11 protein-coding genes are annotated in these 20,091 nt (G+C 62.5%); 10 read left to right on the top strand and 1 reads right to left on the bottom strand.

The genetic code is table 11. The features are described from left to right. The first annotated feature begins 304 nt into the window (after window positions 1–304). The 4 genes from LN996_RS17585 (at window position 305) to LN996_RS17570 (ending at window position 5,449) form a co-directional block, all read left to right on the top strand. A complete protein-coding gene (locus tag LN996_RS17585; protein ID WP_231341694.1) occupies window positions 305–2,038 on the top strand; it encodes an ABC transporter ATP-binding protein in 1,734 nt (577 codons plus the stop codon). Further along, a complete protein-coding gene (locus LN996_RS17580; RefSeq protein WP_269215802.1) occupies window positions 2,035–4,113 on the top strand; it encodes an ABC transporter ATP-binding protein in 2,079 nt (692 codons plus the stop codon). The genes LN996_RS17585 and LN996_RS17580 overlap by 4 nt, the downstream gene beginning before the upstream one ends. 74 nt (window positions 4,114–4,187) lie before the next feature. Then, complete coding sequence (locus LN996_RS17575) at window positions 4,188–4,604, top strand: thioesterase family protein (RefSeq protein WP_231341695.1); 417 nt, start codon at window positions 4,188–4,190, stop codon at window positions 4,602–4,604. Window positions 4,605–4,684: 80 nt separating this feature from the next. Continuing rightward, window positions 4,685–5,449 (top strand): copper homeostasis protein CutC, encoded by a 765-nt coding sequence (locus tag LN996_RS17570; RefSeq protein ID WP_231341693.1) that lies wholly within the window; start codon window positions 4,685–4,687, stop codon window positions 5,447–5,449. 15 nt (window positions 5,450–5,464) lie between these two features. Here LN996_RS17570 and LN996_RS17565 read toward each other — a convergent pair whose 3' ends face one another. Beyond that, entirely contained in the window at window positions 5,465–5,626 is a 162-nt protein-coding gene (locus LN996_RS17565) for a hypothetical protein (protein ID WP_231341692.1), read from the bottom strand. Here LN996_RS17565 and LN996_RS17560 point away from each other — a divergent pair. From LN996_RS17560 to LN996_RS17535, 6 genes are all read left to right on the top strand, one after another. Further along, complete coding sequence (locus LN996_RS17560) at window positions 5,625–8,642, top strand: glycoside hydrolase domain-containing protein (RefSeq protein ID WP_231341691.1); 3,018 nt, start codon at window positions 5,625–5,627, stop codon at window positions 8,640–8,642. The genes LN996_RS17565 and LN996_RS17560 overlap by 2 nt on opposite strands. A 1-nt stretch (window position 8,643) precedes the next feature. Next, on the top strand, window positions 8,644–10,578 hold the full coding sequence (locus tag LN996_RS17555) for a DUF5107 domain-containing protein (protein ID WP_231341690.1): 1,935 nt from the start codon (window positions 8,644–8,646) through the stop codon (window positions 10,576–10,578). Window positions 10,579–10,764: 186 nt separating this feature from the next. Further along, complete coding sequence (locus tag LN996_RS17550; RefSeq protein ID WP_231341689.1) at window positions 10,765–15,051, top strand: family 43 glycosylhydrolase; 4,287 nt, start codon at window positions 10,765–10,767, stop codon at window positions 15,049–15,051. A 97-nt stretch (window positions 15,052–15,148) separates the two neighbouring features. Further along, a complete protein-coding gene (locus LN996_RS17545; RefSeq protein ID WP_231341688.1) occupies window positions 15,149–15,772 on the top strand; it encodes a hypothetical protein in 624 nt (207 codons plus the stop codon). Between the two features lie 47 nt (window positions 15,773–15,819). Further along, window positions 15,820–18,714 (top strand): RICIN domain-containing protein, encoded by a 2,895-nt coding sequence (locus tag LN996_RS17540; RefSeq protein ID WP_231341687.1) that lies wholly within the window; start codon window positions 15,820–15,822, stop codon window positions 18,712–18,714. A gap of 97 nt (window positions 18,715–18,811) precedes the next feature. Then, the gene (locus LN996_RS17535; protein ID WP_231341686.1) at window positions 18,812–19,885 is read left to right on the top strand and encodes a WxL protein peptidoglycan domain-containing protein; all 1,074 of its coding nucleotides are present in this window, start codon (window positions 18,812–18,814) and stop codon (window positions 19,883–19,885) included. The last annotated feature ends 206 nt before the right edge of the window (window positions 19,886–20,091 follow it).

Raw genomic sequence — 20,091 nt, 5'->3', positions numbered from 1 at the left:
ACCCCCGCCGGCTCAACCGGCCCCCCTTGCCAAATCCCGGGTTGCCCGGCGCGGGATCCCCCTACCGCGGCCGGCACAACGCCCCGGGCGGCAAAACCCGCCGGCGCTTTGCTGTCTCTGCCCCTTGGGGTGCTCCCGCAGGGGAGCACCCCGCGACACGGCGGATACTCCGCTGGGATGATCTTTTCCGTAAGTTGTTTCGCCGGGGCAACGGATTTCGTAGAGTAGGGAGGCTAATACTGTCAGCCCCCGCTGCAACACTTCTCTTATCTCATTCACGCACTCTTTCTAAGGACCCGTGGGCATGCTTGTCACCCTTATACGGCGCTACTCCAAGCCGTATTTGCCGCAGATTGTGGCCGTGCTGATCTTTCAGTTGGCATCCACCATCGCCACGCTCTACCTTCCCAGCCTCAACGCCAAAATCATTGACGAGGGAGTTTCCCGCGGCGACACCGATTTCATCTGGCAGACCGGTGCGCTCATGCTCGCCGTCGCCCTTGGACAGGTGCTTGCTGCCATCGTCGCCGTCTACTTCGGCTCCCGCGTGGCCATGGCCATTGGGCGGGACCTGCGCCGCGGTGTTTTCCGCCAGGTCAGCAGTTTCTCCGCCCAGGACGTCAACAAGTTCGGTGCTCCCACGCTGATTACCCGTGGAACCAATGATGTCCAGCAGGTCCAGATGCTTGTGCTGATGGGCTTGAACTTCATGGTGTCCACGCCGATCATGTGCATTGGCGGCATCATCATGGCGCTTCGCGAGGACCTCAATCTTTCCTGGCTCGTGTGGGTTTCCGTCCCGGTTCTGGTGGCGGTCGTGGGTTACCTCGTAGTCCGCCTGATGCCGCTGTTCCGTTCCATGCAGACCAAGATCGACGCCATCAACGGCGTGCTGCGCGAACAGATCATCGGTATCCGTGTGGTCCGTGCCTTCGTGCGTGAACCCCACGAGGCAAAGCGCTTCGGCGATGCCAATGAGGAACTCACTGCCGTGTCCGTGAAGATCGGCAACCTGTTCGTCCTGATGTTCCCGGCGATTGGCATGATCCTGCACCTCTCCACAGCGGCGGTGTTGTGGTTCGGTGGACAGCGCGTGGACTCGGGCGAGATGCAGGTGGGCGCGCTGACGGCGTTCCTCCAGTACCTGTTGCAAATCCTGATGGCAGTCATGATGGGCACGTTCATGGCCATGATGATTCCCCGCGCTTCTGTTTGTGCAGACCGTATTGGCGAGGTGCTCGACGTCGAGCCTTCCATTCACAACCCCACCTCACCTGTGGTGCCGGCCGAGAAGAAGGGACGCGTGGAGTTCCGCGACGTCACGTTCAAGTACCCCGGTGCCGAGGCGCCAGTGCTGAGCAACATTTCCTTCACCGCGGAGCCCGGCAAGACCCTGGCCATCATCGGCTCCACGGGTGCCGGTAAGACCACCCTGGTTTCGTTGCTGCCGCGGCTTTACGATGTCGCTTCCGGTCACGTGCTGCTCGACGGCGTCCCCGTCACCGACATGGATGCCTCCGAAATCACCAGCCGCGTGTCGGCCGTGCCGCAGAGGCCATATCTGTTCTCAGGGACCATCGAGCACAACCTGCGCTTCGGCAAGCCGGACGCCACCGACGAGGAACTGTGGGATGCGCTGGAAACCGCGCAGGCCAAGGGATTCGTCGAGGAGAAGTCCTCAGGCCTGAACCGGCGCATTGCCCAGGGCGGAACCAACGTCTCCGGTGGCCAGCGCCAGAGGCTGTCCATTGCCAGGGCCCTGGTGACGAAACCGAATGTGTACCTGTTCGACGATTCATTCTCTGCCTTGGACGTCGCGACGGACGCCCGGCTTCGAAAGGCCTTGAAGGCCAAAACCCGAGAGGCGACGGTCATCATAGTGGCCCAGCGCGTCTCCACCATCGCGGATGCGGACGAGATCCTGGTGCTGGATAACGGCCGCATCGTTGACCGCGGAACGCACGACGAACTCCTGGAGACGTCACCCACGTACCAGGAAATCGTTGAATCCCAGCTGAGCGTGGAGGAAGTGGCATGAGCGAGCAGAACCAGCAGAAGAAGCGTGGCTGGGCTGCCAAGGCAGAAGCCGCCAAGGAGGCCAAGGCAACAGCCGAGGCCGACGTGGCAACAGAACTGCTTGACGACGAGGACTTCGTCGAGGAGGAATACGTCCCCTCGGAAGCCGATGGCGGCATGTTCGGCGACGTCCCGGCAAAGAAGGCCAAGGAGTTCTGGCCGTCCGCCAAACGGCTTATGGGGCTGCTGAAGCCCGAGGCCGTTGGCGTGTACATCGTGATCGGGCTCGTTATCGTCTCGGTGGTCCTCAACGTGATCGCCCCCAAGGTCCTGGGCAACGCCATGGACGTCATCTTTGGTGGTGTCATGGGAAAGCAGATCCCTGATGGGGTCTCCCAAGAGCAGTTCGTGGAACTCATGCGCCAGCAGGGCCAGGGCAACTTTGCGGACATGGTCTCCAAGATGGAGCTCACCAACGGGATCGACTTCCCCAAGCTGACGTTCCTGATTTCGATCGTGCTGCTCATGTACTTTGTGGCCAACATCTTCCTGTGGGCCCAGGGCTGGTTGCTCAACAGGATCGTCATGCGGGTCATCAAGAAGCTCCGCAACGATGTCCAGGCGAAGCTCAACAGGCTCCCGCTGAACTACTTCGACACCCGCCAGCGCGGCGACATCCTGTCCCGCGTGACCAACGACGTCGACAACGTCCAGCAAGGTCTGCAGCAGGCGTTCTCCCAGTTGGTCAGCTCAGTGCTCACGGTCCTTGGCATCACGGTCATGATGTTCATCGTGTCCTGGGAGTTGGCGCTGATCGCGCTGATCGCCCTGCCGTTGTCCGGCATTGTGGCGGGTGTTATTGGTGCCCGCAGCCAGAAACTCTTCGCAGCACAGTGGAAGAACACCGGCGCATTGAACGGCCAGATCGAAGAATCGTTCTCCGGCCACGATCTTGTGAAGGTCTTCGGGCGCGATGCCGACATGCTGGAGCGTTTCGACGCCAAGAACGAGGAACTCTACAAGGCCTCCTTCGGTGCGCAGTTCGTGTCCGGCGTCATCTTCCCGGCCATGAACTTTGTTTCTTACCTGTCCTACGTCGGGATCGCCGTGGTGGGTGGCCTCAGGGTTGCCTCGGGCTCCATGAGCCTGGGCGACGCCACGGCATTCATCCAGTACTCGCGTGAGTTCACCCAGCCGCTGGGCCAGATCGCCGGTATGGCGAACATGCTCCAGTCCGGCGTGGCCTCTGCCGAGCGCGTCTTCGAGTTCCTTGATGCTGATGAAGAAGTCGAAGAGAACGGCACCCGCCACCTGCCCTCCAAGACCGACGGGCACGTTGAGTTCGAGCACGTCTCGTTCAGCTATGTGGAGGACAAGCCGCTCATTGAAGACCTGTCCTTCGCAGCGGAGCCTGGCCATACCGTTGCGATCGTAGGACCCACGGGCGCCGGCAAGACCACCTTGGTGAACCTCGTGATGCGTTTCTACGAGCTCAACGCCGGCCGGATCACTTTGGATGGGGTGGACATCAAGGACCTCACCCGTTCCGAACTGCGCTCCAAGGTGGGCATGGTGTTGCAGGATGCCTGGCTGTTCGGCGGGACCATCTACGACAACATCAAATACGGCAAGCTGGACGCCACCGAAGAGCAGATCATGGAGGCGGCCAAGGCCACCTACGTGGACCGCTTCGTACGTGCGCTCCCGGACGGCTACCAGACGATCATCGACGAAGAAGGAAACAACGTCAGTGCTGGCGAGAAGCAGTTGATCACCATCGCCCGTGCCTTCGTCTCCGATCCTTCGCTCCTGATCCTGGATGAAGCCACGAGCTCCGTGGACACCCGCACCGAGTTGCTGTTGCAGAAGGCCATGGCCGCCCTCCGTACGGACCGGACGAGCTTCGTGATCGCCCACCGTCTCTCCACCATCCGCGACGCCGACACCATCCTGGTGATGGAGAACGGCAAGATCGTGGAGCAAGGCAACCACACCCAGCTGCTCGCCCTCCAAGGCGCGTACTACCGGTTGTACATGTCGCAGTTCGCAGGCGAGGAAGAGACCGCTGTGGATGATTCGACGGCGGTGCACAGCTGAGTACCGATTCACTGAAGACTGGGCAAACCGCCCAGGATTCCTTTGCACCCCAGCGCATTGAGGTCCTCGTGCCGATGCGCTGGGGTGACATGGACGCATACGGACACATCAACAATGTCCAGATCGTCCGTATGTTGGAGGAAGCCCGCATCGCAGCCTTCGGGCCACCCCGCGGCGCGGGCCTTCCCGGCGTAGAGCCTCCGGCTGCCCTGTTCAACGATGTCGAAGAGGGCACCATGACCCTCGTGGTGGAGCACAAGGTCCGGTATGTCCGGACCTTGGAGTACCGCAACATTCCTGCTGTTGTGGAGATCTGGGTGGGTGCCGTCAAAGGCGCCAGCTTCGATCTTCACTACGTCATCAAGGACCCCGTTACGCGGGAGGACTGCGTCAAAGCCACCACGCATTTGGCTTTCGTCGCCGAGGACACCGGCCGGGTGCTCAGGCTCACCCCGGAGCAAAAGGAAAAGCTCGGGCGCTACCAAGCCTGACGAGTTTTTGTACAGGTGATGCCCTTAAGGAGCCTTCTTAGGGGCATTACCTGTACAAAAACTCCGCGTAGAGTTTCAGCATGAAACTTGAAATTGCCGTGGTCAGTGCCGCCGGTGCAGGTACCGCCGCCGCCGAAGGCGCCAACCGCGTTGAGCTCTGCAGCAGCCTGGAACTTGGTGGCATCACGCCCAGCCAAGGACTCATGGAAGCCAGCATGGAGCACGTTGACGGCCGCTTGGAAATCCATCCCCTGATTCGCCCAAGGCCCGGCGACTTCCGGTACTCAGCGTCGGACGTGGACACCATGGTCCACGAGATCCGGCATCTTCTGGCGCAGGGAGCACACGGGGTGGTGGTGGGGGCCCTGACTCCGCAAGGCGACGTGGACATTCACGCGGTCCGGCGCCTGGTGGACGCGGCCAGGGAGGCCAACGCGGACGCCCAGCTGACCTTCCACCGCGCGATCGATCAATCCCGGGATCCGTTCGCGGCCCTGGATCAATTGCTGGATCTCGGCTTTACCAGGGTCCTTACTTCAGGCCATGAGGCCACCGCCGGGGCGGGGCTTCAGACCTTGACCGCGATGGTGGAAAGAGCCGGCGGCGCCTTGGAGATTATGGCCGGCGGGGGACTGTCCTTGGAGGACATCCCCGCGATGCATGCAGCGGGCCTCTCCGCCGTTCACTTGTCGGCCAAGAAGACCGTCTCCACGTTGGGCGATGGCGTGATCTCCCTTGGCGCCCAGGACGGTGCCGACCCCACCGCGTACACCGTCACTGACCGCGAGATTGTCCGGGCCGCCAAGGCGAAGGTCAACGCGCTGAACCTGGCCGCCACGAAGTAGCCCCCGTCCAGTGCCTCAAGGCAGGAATGCCAGTGAGTACGCATCGCAATAACCCTTTACGATTCTGCGGAACGCCGGGATGATGTAAGGATTCACCAACTCGGTGAACAAGCCCCGGAAGCTACCTTCAGGAGTCCCAGCGATGCCGCTGCCCACGCCGGTTTCACCGGTTGTCATGTCCCCTCCAACAACCTCCCAAAACAGCAGGGCGACAGGCCATCCGGAGGTGGCATGTGGCATCGGAACGTGGGACAAACTGCTGTACGGAAACCACCGGTTTGTGGTGGAAGCGCTGCAGGGTGAAAGCACCGGAGCAGCGCACGCGCACAGGGTAGTCCTCCCTTGGCGCCGGCAGGACCAGGACCCGGCATCCGTGGATGTCATCGTCGTCTCGGAAGAGTCGGGCACCAGGGTGCGAAACGTGATCGTGGAAGAGGCCACGCGCGCATCCGGGACGCTGCTGTTCGAGGCCATCGACGGCCCCGGGATCTACTTTGTGTACTACCTGCCCTACGCCATGCTGGGGAAACCGCACTATCCGCAGGCGCAGTACCTCCCGGGTCGCCCAGCGGCAGAACCCGCGTGGGCTGCCTTCGTGCGTTCTCCTTGGACGCCCGCAGCGCAAGTCGAACCGTCCCAGGCCCGTGTCCTGCGTTATGAGGCGGCCAGCGAGCGGGACTCGTTCGCGCCAATGAACTTCACCGCCCGCGCCGATGAACTGGAGGACCTCCACAGCAGCCACGCAGGCGAGGCCTTCCTGGTTTTCCCCGAGGACCGGCTGAATCCCGTTTCCATGCGTGATGACCTACCGGCTCACTGGGTGATCGATGGACCGTCGAGGATCGTCCATAAAGCTGCCCAGCCGGGGGAGGACTTCGTGGTCCAACTTGGGCTGTACGCCTTGGAAGACGTGGACGGCGTGGACGTCCACGTGGCCTCGCCAGGGGGCGGCCACTGCATCAACACCCATGGCGTGGACCGCCTGGGTAATCCATGGCGGAGGACGCTGACTGTTCCGGCCGGGAAGGTGCAGGCACTGTATGTGGTCCTGCCGGTCCCGTCGGAGAGCGCGGGAACCACACTGGCGGCGGCCGTGACCATCACGGCCACCGGCCAAGCGGCCCAAGAGATTGGCATCCGCTTGGACGTGGCAGCCGAAAAGGACGCAGACCCGTCGGTGGGGGCGGGCGGTTTCGGCGACCCCCGTTTCCTGCGGCGGCTGGCATGGCTGGACTCGACGGTGGCCCAGGATGCGGAGCTTGTGGAGCCGTTCACCGCCATCACGCTGGACGAAGCGGACAGGACATTGGGAATCCTGGGCAGGACCCTTCGGCTGAACGCGTCGGGGCTTCCGGAGCAGGTGACGTCCACCTTTACCGCAGCTGTCACCTCAACGGACGGCCCCGCCGTCGAGCTTTTTGAGGCTCCGGTGAATCTGGAGATTGAGGGGATCGACTGGAACTTTTCACCGCTCACCTTCACACCGGAAGGGCCGGCACGGATCTCGTGGCACTGCCACTGGAATGGACAACAGGGCGGCAAAGCTGCCGTATCGGTGGACCTGACCGGCGTGCTCGACGCTGACGGAACAGTCGGGTACTCGCTGCAACTCACCCCGGTGCAGACTGTGGAGGTGCCCGACGTCGGCCTGCAGCTTGGGTTCCACGAGGCTGCAGTGCCGCTCGCCATGGGCTTGGGCGTCCCGGGCGGACGGCGGCCGGAAACCCTGGACTGGACGTGGGACGTGGCCGCGAAGAACCAGGATGCGCTGTGGCTCGGTGGGGTGAACGCCGGGGTTCAGCTGGCCCTTCGGGATGGGAGCTACGAACGGCCCCTCAATACCAACTTCTACCGGGAGAAGCCCCTCGTGGAGCCGAAATCGTGGGCCAACCGGCAACCCGGCGACGGGAAGGGCGAGGTGGTGCGAGGTGGGGTTAGGCTGCGGACTGCGGGAAGCACAGTGACGGTGCGCGCCTTCAGTGGCGCCCGGACCCTCAATGCGGGTGAGCCATTGCACTTCGATTTCCGGCTGCTGCTGACGCCCTTCAAGCCGATCGAGCCCGGGAAACACCTGTCCAAGCGTTACTTCCACCAGCCCGCCGACCCAGCGGACATCAAGGCGGCCGGCGCCACCGTGGTCAATGTCCACCACGCCACGGCCCCGGCTCCGTATATCAACGACCCCCTGCTCACTGGTGACTCGCTGCGCAGATACGTTGCTGCGTGCCATCGGCATGGCCTGAAAGCCAAGATCTACAACACCGTCCGGGAACTCACCTTCCACAGCCCGGAGTTGCTGCCGCTGATGCAGCTGGATCATGAGATCTTCAGCGACGGACCGGGCAAGGGACACATCTGGCTCCAGGAGCACGCCGGGAGCGGCTACGTGTCCGCCTGGTTCGCTCCGAACGTTGAGGACATCGCAGTGGTGACCACGGGCGAGTCCCGGTGGGAGAACTTTTACGTTCGGAGCTTGCAGGAGCTGGCCAGTGGCGAGGATGGAATCGATGGCATCTACCTTGATGACATCGCCTATGACCGCCACGCCATGCTGCGCGTCCGGAAGGTCCTGCAACACGCCTGCAGGGCACGCGGCACGCATGGCCCGGAAATAGACCTGCACTCCGCCAACCAGTTCACGGCGCATGACGGCTACGCGTCCTCAGCCAATCTGTACATGGAACAGCTGCCCTATGTGGACAGGCTATGGCTGGGGGAGTATTTCGACTACGACACCACCGATCCCGACTATTGGTTGGTTGAACTGTCCGGCATTCCCTTTGGCCTGATGGGCGAGATGCTGGAGGGCGGCGGCAACCCGTGGCGTGGCATGGTGTTCGGCATGACTGGCCGGGCGCCTGCCGTGGACAACCGGCCGCTCTGGGAGTTCTGGGCCGAAACCGGGCTGGAGCACGCGACGATGCATGGCTTCTGGGACCACCACGCACCGGTGCGGACAAGCCACCCCGAGGTCCTTGCCACCACCTGGGTGACGGAACGCGGAATGGTCGTAGCGCTGGCTTCATGGGCCGGGCAGACTGAACATGTGAGGCTGATATTCGACGACGAAGCGGCCGCTACCAGCGTGGATGCCCCGGCGATCCCTGGCTTCCAATCCGCCGCGAGCTACATGCCCGGCGAGCCCATCACCCTTGAGCCGCAGCGCGGCCTCCTCCTCACGATCGGATACTGACGTGGCAGACACAGCAACCTCCAACCTCACCGTCACCACCATTTCCCTGACCATGGCCGAACTCGGTCCGCTCAACCCCTTGCCCGTGGTCGCCGCCGAACTCGACCAGCCCTATACCGTGGGCGAGGGCGTTCCCGACGATCTGCAGGCCTCGGCCCGCTACGGTGTGGTGCCCAACGTGTACCCGTACCTTATGCAGGATGGCTACAGCCGCGAGGCGGCACCCAAGGAAGTGCCCGCCGTCGTGCTGGAAAACAGCAAGCTCAAGGTGACGGTCATCCCGTCGCTGGGTGGCCGCATCTGGGAGCTCTTCGACAAAGCGACCGGCAAGCAGCTCCTCCACACCCACGATGCTCCGCAACTGGCAAACATCGCGCTGCGTAAGGCGTGGTTCGCGGGCGGACTGGAGTGGAACATCGGGACCCGCGGGCACTCGCCCACCAGCTGCGATCCCTTGCACACCGCCATCGTCCACACGCCCGACGGCAAGCACATCCTGCGCATGTGGGAGTTCGAGCGGCTGAGGGAAGTGGTGTTCCAAGTGGACATCTGGCTCCCCGCGGACTCGCCCGTGGTGTTCGCTGCGGTGCGGATCCGGAACCCCAATGACCACGACGTTCCGATGTACTGGTGGAGCAATGCGGCCATCCCGGAGACGGACCGCACCCGCGTCATCGCCCCGGCCGATGAGGCCTACGGCAGTGACTACACCACGGACATCACCCGCGTCCGGCCCACCAGCCACGAAGGCTATGACGGCACGTGGCCGGTCAACAGCCCCCACGCGGCGGACTTTTTCTTCGACATCGACCCTGCCGAACGGCGCTGGGTTGTGGCAGCAGACGACGACGGCGACGGGCTGGCGATGCTGTCCACGGGCCTCCTGCGCGGCAAGAAGCTCTTCGTGTGGGGCCAGGGACAGGGCGGCAAACGCTGGCAGGAATGGCTGAGCCCCGGAGCTGGGCCGTATGCCGAGATCCAGGCCGGTTTGGCGCAGACGCAGTTTGAGCACCTGGTGATGCCAGCCGGCGCGGCATGGGCGTGGGTGGAGGCCTACGGTAACGGGCATCTGGATTCGGAGACCTCGCACGGTGATGATTGGGCCGCCGCGGTGGCGCACGCCGGCGAACGCTTGGAAGAGCTTCTGCCGCACGAAGAACTCGAGGCGATGCTTCCTGCAGCCATCGCCGACGCCGACGTCCCGCCGTCGACATTGTTGCTCCACGGCAGCGGGTGGGGAGTGGTTGAGCGGGCCCGGCGGCAGAAGAGCGCCTGGGCCTGGGTGGACGAAAGCGGAACGCCGTTTGCGGACGGGAGCATCACGGGGGAGCAGGAACCGTGGCTTGCGCTGCTGCAGGGAAAAGCGTTCGACGGCGCGCCCAGCTTCGTTGCGGGAACGGACTGGGCCGGGTTGCTGGCGGGGCAGGACAGTCCGGCCGCTCAGTTCCATGTGGCCACCATGCGGCACGCCCGGCAGGACCTTGAGGGCGCCAAAGATGGCTATCGGCGCGTGCTGGCCACGGACGCCGGGCCGGTGGCAACGGCGTTGGCGCATCGCGGACTGGGGCTGGCCCTGCTGGCGGGCGGACAGGACACCGCGGGACTTGCTGAGCTTCGGAAGGGCGTGGAGGCTGACTCCGCCAATCCCGCGTTGCTTACCGAGGCCATCACGCTCAGCATCCGGCACGGGGACCCGGCCATGGCGCTGGAACTGAACGACACGGCACCCAAGGAGGGTGCCGGCGTCGGACGTTTGAGGTTCCTCAGGGCGTTGGCGCTCGCAAGGACCGGAAACCCCGGTGGGGCGGCTGCGATCCTGCGCGAGGGCGTCGAGATCCCGGACCTCCGGGAGGGCGAGGACGCGCTCGCGGCGCTGTGGCAGGAAGTCTGCCCGAACGAGGCGGTGCCTGCCGCGTACCAATTCGGGATGCATTAGTCCTTTCGAAGGATAAAAAGTCCCGGGGATAGTGGGTTCCAGTGGGAATGCGCTATCCCCGGCGGCCGGGTGGCAGACGTTGGGCGGCCAGCAAAAATCACCACTTGACGGGTGACGTGGGTCACTGTATGTTTACGTAAACCTCTTCTATGTTCACGTAAACATGAACGGATTGGATTTAAGACAATGTTGTCGAGCTCGCACGCATCGTCGCGTCATCGTTTGGTCGCGGCCTTAGCTGCTTCAACCCTCGCCCTAGGCGCCCTTCCCCTGCTGGCCTCGCCGGCATCCGCCGCTGAGGACCTTGTCCTCACCCCCAACCCGGCCCAGGCAGGCCCGTCGTTCAAAGGCTGGGGCACCAGCCTCGTCTGGATGGCCAACGCCACCGGACAGTATCCGGAAGCCATCCGGAACGATCTGATCGACAAGGTCTTCGGTGACGACGGCCTGAACCTCAACATCGCCCGCTATAACGTTGGCGGTGGCAACGCCACGGATATCCCCGACTACCTTCGTCCCGGCGGAGCTGTTCCCGGCTGGTGGAACCCGAATGCCGGCCTCTCCGACCAGAATGGGCCGATCACCACCAACTACGCTGACCGGGACCGTTTCCTGGCCGCCTGGACCGGCGAGAACGCCTCGGATTACAACCTCGACGCCGATGCCTCCCAGCGCGCCTGGATCGCGGCCATCAAGGACAAAGTCACCACGTGGGAAGCCTTCAGCAACTCCCCGCCCTACTTCATGACCGAAAGCGGCTACGTCAGCGGTGGTACAGACCCCAACGCCGACCAGATCAAGCCCGCAGCCATCGATAAGTTCGTCAACTACGTCAAAAAGGTAGCGGAACACGTCGAAGAAACTGAAGGCATCAGCTTCGACACGATCAACCCCCTCAACGAACCCAACACCAACTACTGGAAGACCACTTTTGGTGGCAACGGCTTGCCAAATGGAGGAGGCCAGGAGGGTGCCCACGCAGGCCCCGCACTGCAGTCCCAGGTGCTGACCGCCATGGCTGCCGAGCTCGCCGAACCTGGCACCACCACCGAGGCCAAGGTCTCCGGTCCGGATGAGACCTCCCCGAGCCGCTTCCTGGAAGATTGGAACGGCTGGACTCCGGAAACCAAAGAGGCCGTCAGCCAGCTGAACGTCCACACCTACTCCACCGGCGACCGCCTCGCGGTCCGCGACATCGCCAAGGCAACGGACAAGCCGCTGTCCATGAGCGAAGTCGAAGGCAACTGGGGCGGTGACTCCTGGAATCCGGAGAGCATCGAAAACGGTTTGGGTATGGCCACGCGCATCACCGATGACCTCCGCGAGCTCGATCCTGAGTCCTGGGTGCTGTGGCAGCCGGTCGAAGACCTCTACAACATGGAACTGGGCGAGAAGAAGAACTGGGGATCCGTCTTCATCGACTTCGACTGCAACGCCGATGGCGACTCCGTGCGGCGTTTGGCCGCAGGCGCCGCAGATCCTTCGTGCCGCACCACGGTGAACTCGAAGTACAACACCATCCGCAACTTCACCCACTACATCGCCCCGGGTGACCGGATCATTCCCACCAGCGACGGCAAGACCACATCTGCGCTGAAGGCCGATGGTTCCGGCCTGTCGATGGTGCACACCAACGATTCCGACCAGGCCAAGACCATCAAGGTGGACTTGTCCAAGTTCGCAACGATCGCTGCCGGTGCCACGGTTACTCCAGTGGTCACCACCCAGTCCCCATCCGGTGATCCGACGGCCAACGCGCTTGTCAGCGGCACCGCCGTCGCCATCGACGCCGGAACGCGCTCGGCGACGCTGACCGTTCCTGCCAAGTCCGTCACCACCTTCGTGGTGAACGGGGCATCCGGCGTCGCAGCGGATGCGCCGGCGGTACAGGATGGACAGTCCTACAGCTTCGTCGGAGTTCAGAGTGGCCGTGCAGTTACGGCATCGGATGGCTCACCGAAAACCGTGCTCAGCGATTCGGTCGCCGGCGGAAACCAGGTCTGGAAAGCAACCCTTATCGCCGATGAAGACGGCACCACCCGTGACCGTTTTGTCCTGAGGCTCGCTGATGGCCGTGCTTTGGCGGCCGATACCAACGGCACTACGCTGCGCACCATCACTGACGAAGAAGCACGCACGGATAGCTCGGCTCAGTGGCTGTTCAGCACCACGGACGGTACCTCGTTCAGCCTTCTGAACGCTGGCGTTCACCAAGTCCTGGACGTCTCGAACCAGTCCACGCACGAAGGTGCTTGGATTGGGTTGTGGACCTCCAACGGTGGGGCCAACCAGGCCTTCACCCTGCGGAATGCCAGTGAGGGCACGGGCTACAACAGCTTCCGGCCCGGCCAGGACTGGCGGGATAACAACGGCAACCTGATCCAGGCCCATGGTGGCCAGGTGGTGACGTCCAAGGATTCCGAAGGCAAGACGATCTACTACCTGTACGGGGAGGACCGCACCAACGGTTACCACTCCGCACCGGGCGTGCACGCTTACAGCTCCTACGATCTGTACAACTGGAAGGACGAGGGAGTTGCGCTGAAGACGTTGTCCTCACGCGGGCAAATCGACTCGGATCCGTACTTCCAGAACCTGTACTCGGGCTACACCACGGAGCAGAAGGACGCCGTCTACCGTGACCTCGGTACGGTGCCTGTGAATGGCCAGACCCCGCCGATCCTTGAGCGACCGAAGGTTATTTACAACGCGGCCACCAACAAGTGGGTCATGTGGGTCCACGCTGACGGGCCGTCGTCGTGGTCTACCGCTCAGTACGCCAAAGCCAACGCAGGCGTAGCAGTTTCTGATTCACCGTTCGGACCGTTCCGGTACATCGACAGCTACCGCCTCCACAAGGCAACGGCCGGCGATCCCACCAACTTCGCTCCGAACAACCCGGGCATGGCCAGGGACATGAACCTCTTTGTGGATGACGATGGCACCGGCTACATCATCTACTCCAGCGAAGAGAACAAGACCATGTTCATCTCCAAGCTCAACGCTGATTACACCTACCTGTCCGCTTCACCGGATACAGCGGTGGAGGGCGTCGACTTCCGGCGGGCCTTTGTCAACCAGTCCCGTGAATCACCGGCCATCATGAAATACCAGGGCCGCTACTTCATCATCTCGTCGGGAACCACTGGTTGGTCGCCGAACCCGTCCCGGTACGGCACGGCCACCAGCATCCTGGGGGAGTGGACTGACATGGGAGATCCGTTCAGCAGCGATGTTTCCTGGAACTCCAACAACTCGCAGCCGTCCTCGGTGATCCCCGTTGATCCAGCAAACGGCAAGTTCATCTACATGGGCGACCGCTGGAACGGCGGATCCGACCAGGCCCTGGCCACCGCACCGATGGTGTGGCTGCCGATCCAGATGGGCGAGGGTGGCAAGACGCTGGCGGTGAAGTCCCCGTCCGAGTGGAAACTTGAGGATCTGGACGCCAACTCCGCATGGAACGTCACCGGTGTTCCTGCCAGCCTGGCTGTTGGCTCAACCTTCAGTGTTAACTCCGTGACAGTCACCCAGAACGGACAAAGCTCCACCCAGCCCGTCACCTGGCAGGTCACCGGCAACACGAACACCGTGGGAGTCATCACCGCTACGGGCACGCTCCCCGGTTTCGGTAACCGGACATTCACCCGGACCATCCCTGTTGTTCCTGACGGTGTCCAGTACGCGGTCAACGCCGGTGGGCAGCAGACAGCCGACTGGACTGCGTTGATGGCAGCAGCGGCCCAGGACGGACCTGTCCTGAACAGCGCGGCGGACCAGCCCTTCGGCGCTGATCCGGCGACGGGCAAGAGCTGGGGTTACGAAAGCCAGGACAGCGGAGTCTCCGGAACCGCGGACGGCAATATCTTCACCACCCTCCGCTACGCCAAGGCCGGGAGGGACCTGACCTACAAGTTCAACGATCTGGCTCCGGGCACCTACACGGTCTACGCCGGGTACTACGATCCGTGGGCCCAGTGGGACGACCGCGGGGCCAAGGTCACCGTCAACGGCGCAGTGGTGGAAGCTGACCACGACTACAGCGGCGACTACCAGTCCGCGGCCTACCAAAACGTGACGGTGGGGACGGATGGCAAGATCACCTTCTCGCTCAGCCAGACACGGGGACCGGATGTGCAGCTCAGCTGGCTGATGATCGCCAACCCGGTCCCGGCCGCACCGCAGCTGAACGTCACGGCAGTGGCCAGCACCAAGTGTGTTGCCGGCAAGGTCACCGTGACCGCGCAGCTGACGAACAACGACACCAAGTCGGTCCAGGCCACCTTCACCTCGGCCTACGGAACCAAGTCCTTCGCCGAGGTCAAGCCGGGCAAGAACGCGGTCCATGCCTTCACCACCCGTGCCGCTTCGGTACAGGCAGGCACCGTGGCCGTTGAAGCCAAGGCCACGGTCAACGGCCAACCGGTAACAGTGACAGCAAACACCGCCTACAACGCAGCATCCTGCAACTAACCTGACGCTGGTGGTCCGCCTGATTGGCGGGCCACCAGCTTCACTTACCCCTCTCCATCCGGCTGATGTGCCGGGCTTATGTGAAAGAAGCATGAAAGTGAACCGACATAAATTTCTGCCCCGTGTTGGCGCCGTCACAACTGCCACGGCGTTGTTGCTGGGTGTCGCCGGTATGGCGATGGCTGACCAGAACCACGGCGACCAGGACGTGGATGTCAACGTCGGCATTACCGAAATCGTCGACGGCGGTGTGCTGGCCATGAGCGTGGCAGGCACGGCCACGGCACTGACCGAGGACGGTTCCACGCCTACTGTGCGCCAGTTCAAAGGCACCCTGCCTACCGTGACGGTGACCGATACCCGGTCCCCGGATGAGATCCCTGCCGGTGCCGGCTGGTATGTGCTGGGCACCTCAACGGATTTCGTCGGCGGCGCGGGACAACCGGCCATCAGCGCATCACACTTGGGGTGGGCACCGAAGGTGATCGACGGCGGCGCGTCCGGTCAGGTGGCCGAAGGCGACCAGGTAGACACCGTCATGGACCAGGGGCCGATTGCTGTGGGCCTGGTGGACCAGGAACTGCTGGCGCTGGCCCTGGACTCAGGAGCGATTGCCTCGGAAGGACAGTGGACAGCCAACGCGGACCTCTTCATGAAAACCCCCGCAACAGTGGCCCCCGGTAACTACACCGCCAAGCTCACCCTGTCCCTGTTCGAATAATCCGTCTACTTCAAGTCCGGCAACGATGCCGGCTGAAAGCCTGTTTCATGAACATCGCAAGCACCCCCTTTAATCGGCGTGGATTTCTGGCCGGTACAGCTTTGGCCGCGGGCGCCTTGGCCTTCCCGTTTTCGCAGCGGGCTGCTGCTGCACCACCAAATTCTGCCGTCCTCCCCGAGCGTGGAGTCTTTGATACAAGTCCCGCGTCGTCCTGGACCGACGGGTTCCTGTCCGGCAACGGCGAGTACGGTGCCATCTTCCACGGCACGCCTGCCGCGGAGCGAGTAGTACTGAATCATCATCGCTTTGTTATGCCCAACGGCACCCGCGGCATGAAGGCCCCCGACGTCGCTGACCGCCTCCCCGAGGTGCAGGACAAGGCCCTTGCAGGTGACTATTGGGGAGCCGCTTCCACCTTTGCGTCCGACTGGGAATTGAAATGGACCCAGAGCTTCCACCCGGGATACGAATTGCTCATTGCAAGTCCTGATCTCACCACGTACAACGACTACGCGAGGACCACGAACTTCCGGACCGGCGAAGTGGTGACCACGTGGTCCGACAGTGCCGGGAGCTGGAAGCGCCGTGCGTTCGTTTCACGAGCCAGCACAGCTGTGGTCCAAGAGCTGCTGCCGGGCGCGAACGGCAAAATCAACACTGTCTTGAGTGTCAACACTGCGTTGGAGGGCGTGCCATCGTCCGTGACTTATGACGTCAATGCGACCGTCAGCGGCCGGAACGGTTATCTGGGATTGCGGGGGACCTACCCCGCTGGTTTGGGAGCGTTCGGGTACGAAGGTGTCACGCGGGTAGTCATCACGGGGACCGGCTCCTCCATCACCAGCGATGGTTCCAAGCTAACCATTACCAATGCCACCAAGGTCATCCTTTTGACCAAGCTTGGCCGTTATGAGTCGGCCGCTGAATGGAACAGCAAGCCGCTGCACGCGGCCTTGAGTGTCCTGTTGAGCGACTACGACGCCCTGCTGCGCAAGCACACCCCCAAGCACCAAGCGCTCTTTGACAGCTCGTCCTTGCAACTCAACGTTTCCCAGCAGGACCGCCAGCTGTCCACCAGCGAGCTCACCTCGCGCCAGAATGCCAACCGGTCCGCCCTCGATGTTGCCCTGCTTGAACGAATGTACGATTCCGGCCGTTATCTGTTTGCCAGCTCCAGCGGTATCTTGCCGCCACGGTTGACAGGTATCTGGACCGGTAGCTGGACCAACGCATGGGCAGGCGACTTCACTACTGACGCTAACGTCAACCTTCAGGTGGCCGGTGGCAATATCCTCAACCACGGCGACGCAATGAAGGGCTACTTCGATCTGGTGCTAGGTCAGCTCGATGACTGGCGCAGCAACGCTATCCGGATGTACGGGGCCCGGGGGTTCCTCGCGCCCACCAGAACTGATGGCGAACATGGTCACATGCTCCACTTCAACGGCAGTGATTTTCCCGGGCAGGCCTGGACCGGTGGTGCGGACTGGATGCTGTACCCATTGTTGGAGTACTACCAGGTCACCGGCGATGAAGCCTTTATGCGGGACAAGCTGGGCCCGGCCTTGATGGAACTGGCTCTCTTTTACGAGGACTACCTCTCCCGAACTGATCCGCAGGGGAACGTCATCTTCGTCCCGTCCTTCTCCATGGAGAACTCTCCGTCCTCAACTGGTCAGATGCTGTCCACCAATGCGACCGGTGAAATCATGGCGGGTCGACATGCTTTGGAATCAGCCATCCTTGCAGCGAATACTCTGAACCGCGAACAAGGGGCCGGACAAGGCGTAGCCCGTTGGACTGCGATGCTGGGCAAGCTGCCCAATTACACCATCAACGGCGACGAAGCATTGGCCGAATGGTCCTGGCCAGGGCTCACCGACCGGTACAACCACCGGCACGTCCATCACCTCTATGGTGCCTGGCCGCTCCACGAAATCAACCCCGAGGACAAACCTGAGCTGGTACGAGCCTCCCACCGCGCACTGGAACTGCGCGGCGACGAGAATTACTCCGCGCACGGCAGCCTGCATCGCGCCCTTGCGGCGGCTCGCATCAAAGACGGTGCCGGGGTTTACACCAACATCAAGAAGGTTCTTGGAAGCAACATGGTGCTTCCTTCCTTGATGACCACGCACAATCCTGATTTGCACATCTTCAATTCGGATGCGGCCAATGCGCTCCCCGCAATCATTGCGGAGGCATTGATCTACAGCCGCCCGGGAATGCTGGAGCTGCTGCCGGCGCTGCCGGAACAGCTGGCCAAGGGCACCATCACAGGCGTCCGAGGGCGTAACCGGGTCCTCGTGGAGAATCTGGTGTGGGACACCGACGCCCGTACCGTGGAGGCCAGTATTGTGTCGGCTATTACCCAGAGCCTTGAGCTGGTGTGCCGCCGCGGGATCAACGCCATCACCGCCACTGGTGCGACGCTGACCTCATCCTCGATCGGAGGTCATGGCAGAACGCTGCAGCTCTCTGCCGGGGTGCGCACGAAGATCGTGATCGGCCTGTTGCCCACAACCGTAAAACTCGTCAACCGAAACAGTGGCAAAGTGATGGACGTTGATGGGCAGTCCCACAATAACGGCGCCGCTGTCATTCAATGGCCATGGAGCGGCGGTGCAAACCAGAAATGGAAGCTGGTCTCGGTCCACGATGGATCGTTCAGGCTCACCAGCGTCATGAGCGGAAAGGTCCTGGATAACCCGGCAAGTTCAACCACCAGTGGTCAACAACTGGACCAATGGTCGGATACCTACGGGCCCAACCAATGGTGGCGGCTGGTCCCCACGGACAACGGCCAGTACTACCGGCTAGTTAATGTGTCGAGCGGTCTTTGCCTGGACGTCAAGGATGGTTCGAGCTCCAACGGTGCCCGTTTGGTTCAGGCCACCGCAACCGGATCGTCAAGTCAGGAGTGGGGCTTGGAACCTGTATAAAACCTCTTAGGTAGCACTACCCCCAGCTCCCGGCAACTACACCGCCAAGCTCACCCTCTCCCTGTTCGAATAGATACACCGGAGGTATCTTCATCCCATGAGGCTCCCATTCCTCGGGCAGGCAGGCCTTGGTCACCTGCGGCGAGCTGTCCTTGCCATGTACCTTGTGGCGTCAATAGTCCTTGCAAGTGCCGCTTTCGCGCCGGCCGGCTTTGCTACCACCGGCGGTGCCACGGAGAGTCCGGTCACGTGGGCCGTGACTCCTGCGGACGCGGCGGGCCCTGACGGCCGCTCGTGGGTGGAACTCGAACTCGACCCAGGAGCCAGTGTCGACGAACACTTGGCGGTCAGGAACCTCAGCGACAGGGACGTTACCTTTGCCCTCACCGCGGCTGATGGGTATTTCACTCCGACCGGCCGCTTCAACATGCTCCCTGGCGACAAGCAGTCGGTAGCTGCAGGTACCTGGATCTCCATGGACAAGACGGTCACCGTAGCGGCGGGAGGTACCGCCGTCGTGCCGTTCACGGTGACGGTCCCGGACAACGCGACACCAGGCGACCATGCAGCGGGCATAGCAGCCTCAATCTATTCACAGGGCGGCTCGGACGGGACGCAACTGGGTGTGGAAAGCCGTGTTGGGTTCCGTGTCATGACCCGGGTAAAGGGGGAGGTCAGACCTGCGCTCAGCATGAAGGCAACCGCGAGCTACGATACGTCGTGGAATCCCCTGGAACCAGGATCCGCTGACCTTACCGTTGACCTGGAGAATACGGGCAACGTCCGACTTTCGGTGGATCCCTCCACCATGGTCAATGACGCCCGGTGGCCGGCCGCCGGGACCGAAGAAGCCAGAACTCTCGAATTGCTGCCCGGGGACCGTCGAACCGTCAGTATCCACGTACCTCAGGTGTGGCCGCTGGGCATGATGACTTTGCCGGTGACCGTTTCGCAAGGGGTGATTGCCCCTGACGGGGCCACCCAATCGCTGGATCCCGTGCAGGAAAGCGTGACGCTATGGGCGATTCCCTGGCCGCAGCTCGCCGTCCTTGTTGCTTTGTTGCTTCTGTTTGCGGGCCTTTTCCTAGGTCGCAAGCGGCGGAAGAAGGAGCTTGTCCGGCTGGTCGAAGAGGCCCGCGAGGCCGGGCGTCGGGAAGCGGAAACCCCCTGATATCGGGGTGCTTGCCGCGCTCCCGTAAAAGTGCCGGAATGCAGCAAAAATACCCTTGTCAAACCACCGATGTTTACGTAAACTTCTTGCAACTCAATGTTTACGTGAACATTCACAAGAATGTTGATTAGATCCGGCGACTTTCTGCCTCCACAGGCCCACACTTGAGCTATCTCACGGTGCGCATGTGGATGTTGGACAGTCTC

The organism is Arthrobacter sp. AK01, from assembly GCF_021109375.1.
Classification (GTDB): domain Bacteria; phylum Actinomycetota; class Actinomycetes; order Actinomycetales; family Micrococcaceae; genus Arthrobacter.
Note: the sequence above shows the minus strand (reverse complement) of the source record. Positions and strands in the feature narration are given on the sequence as shown.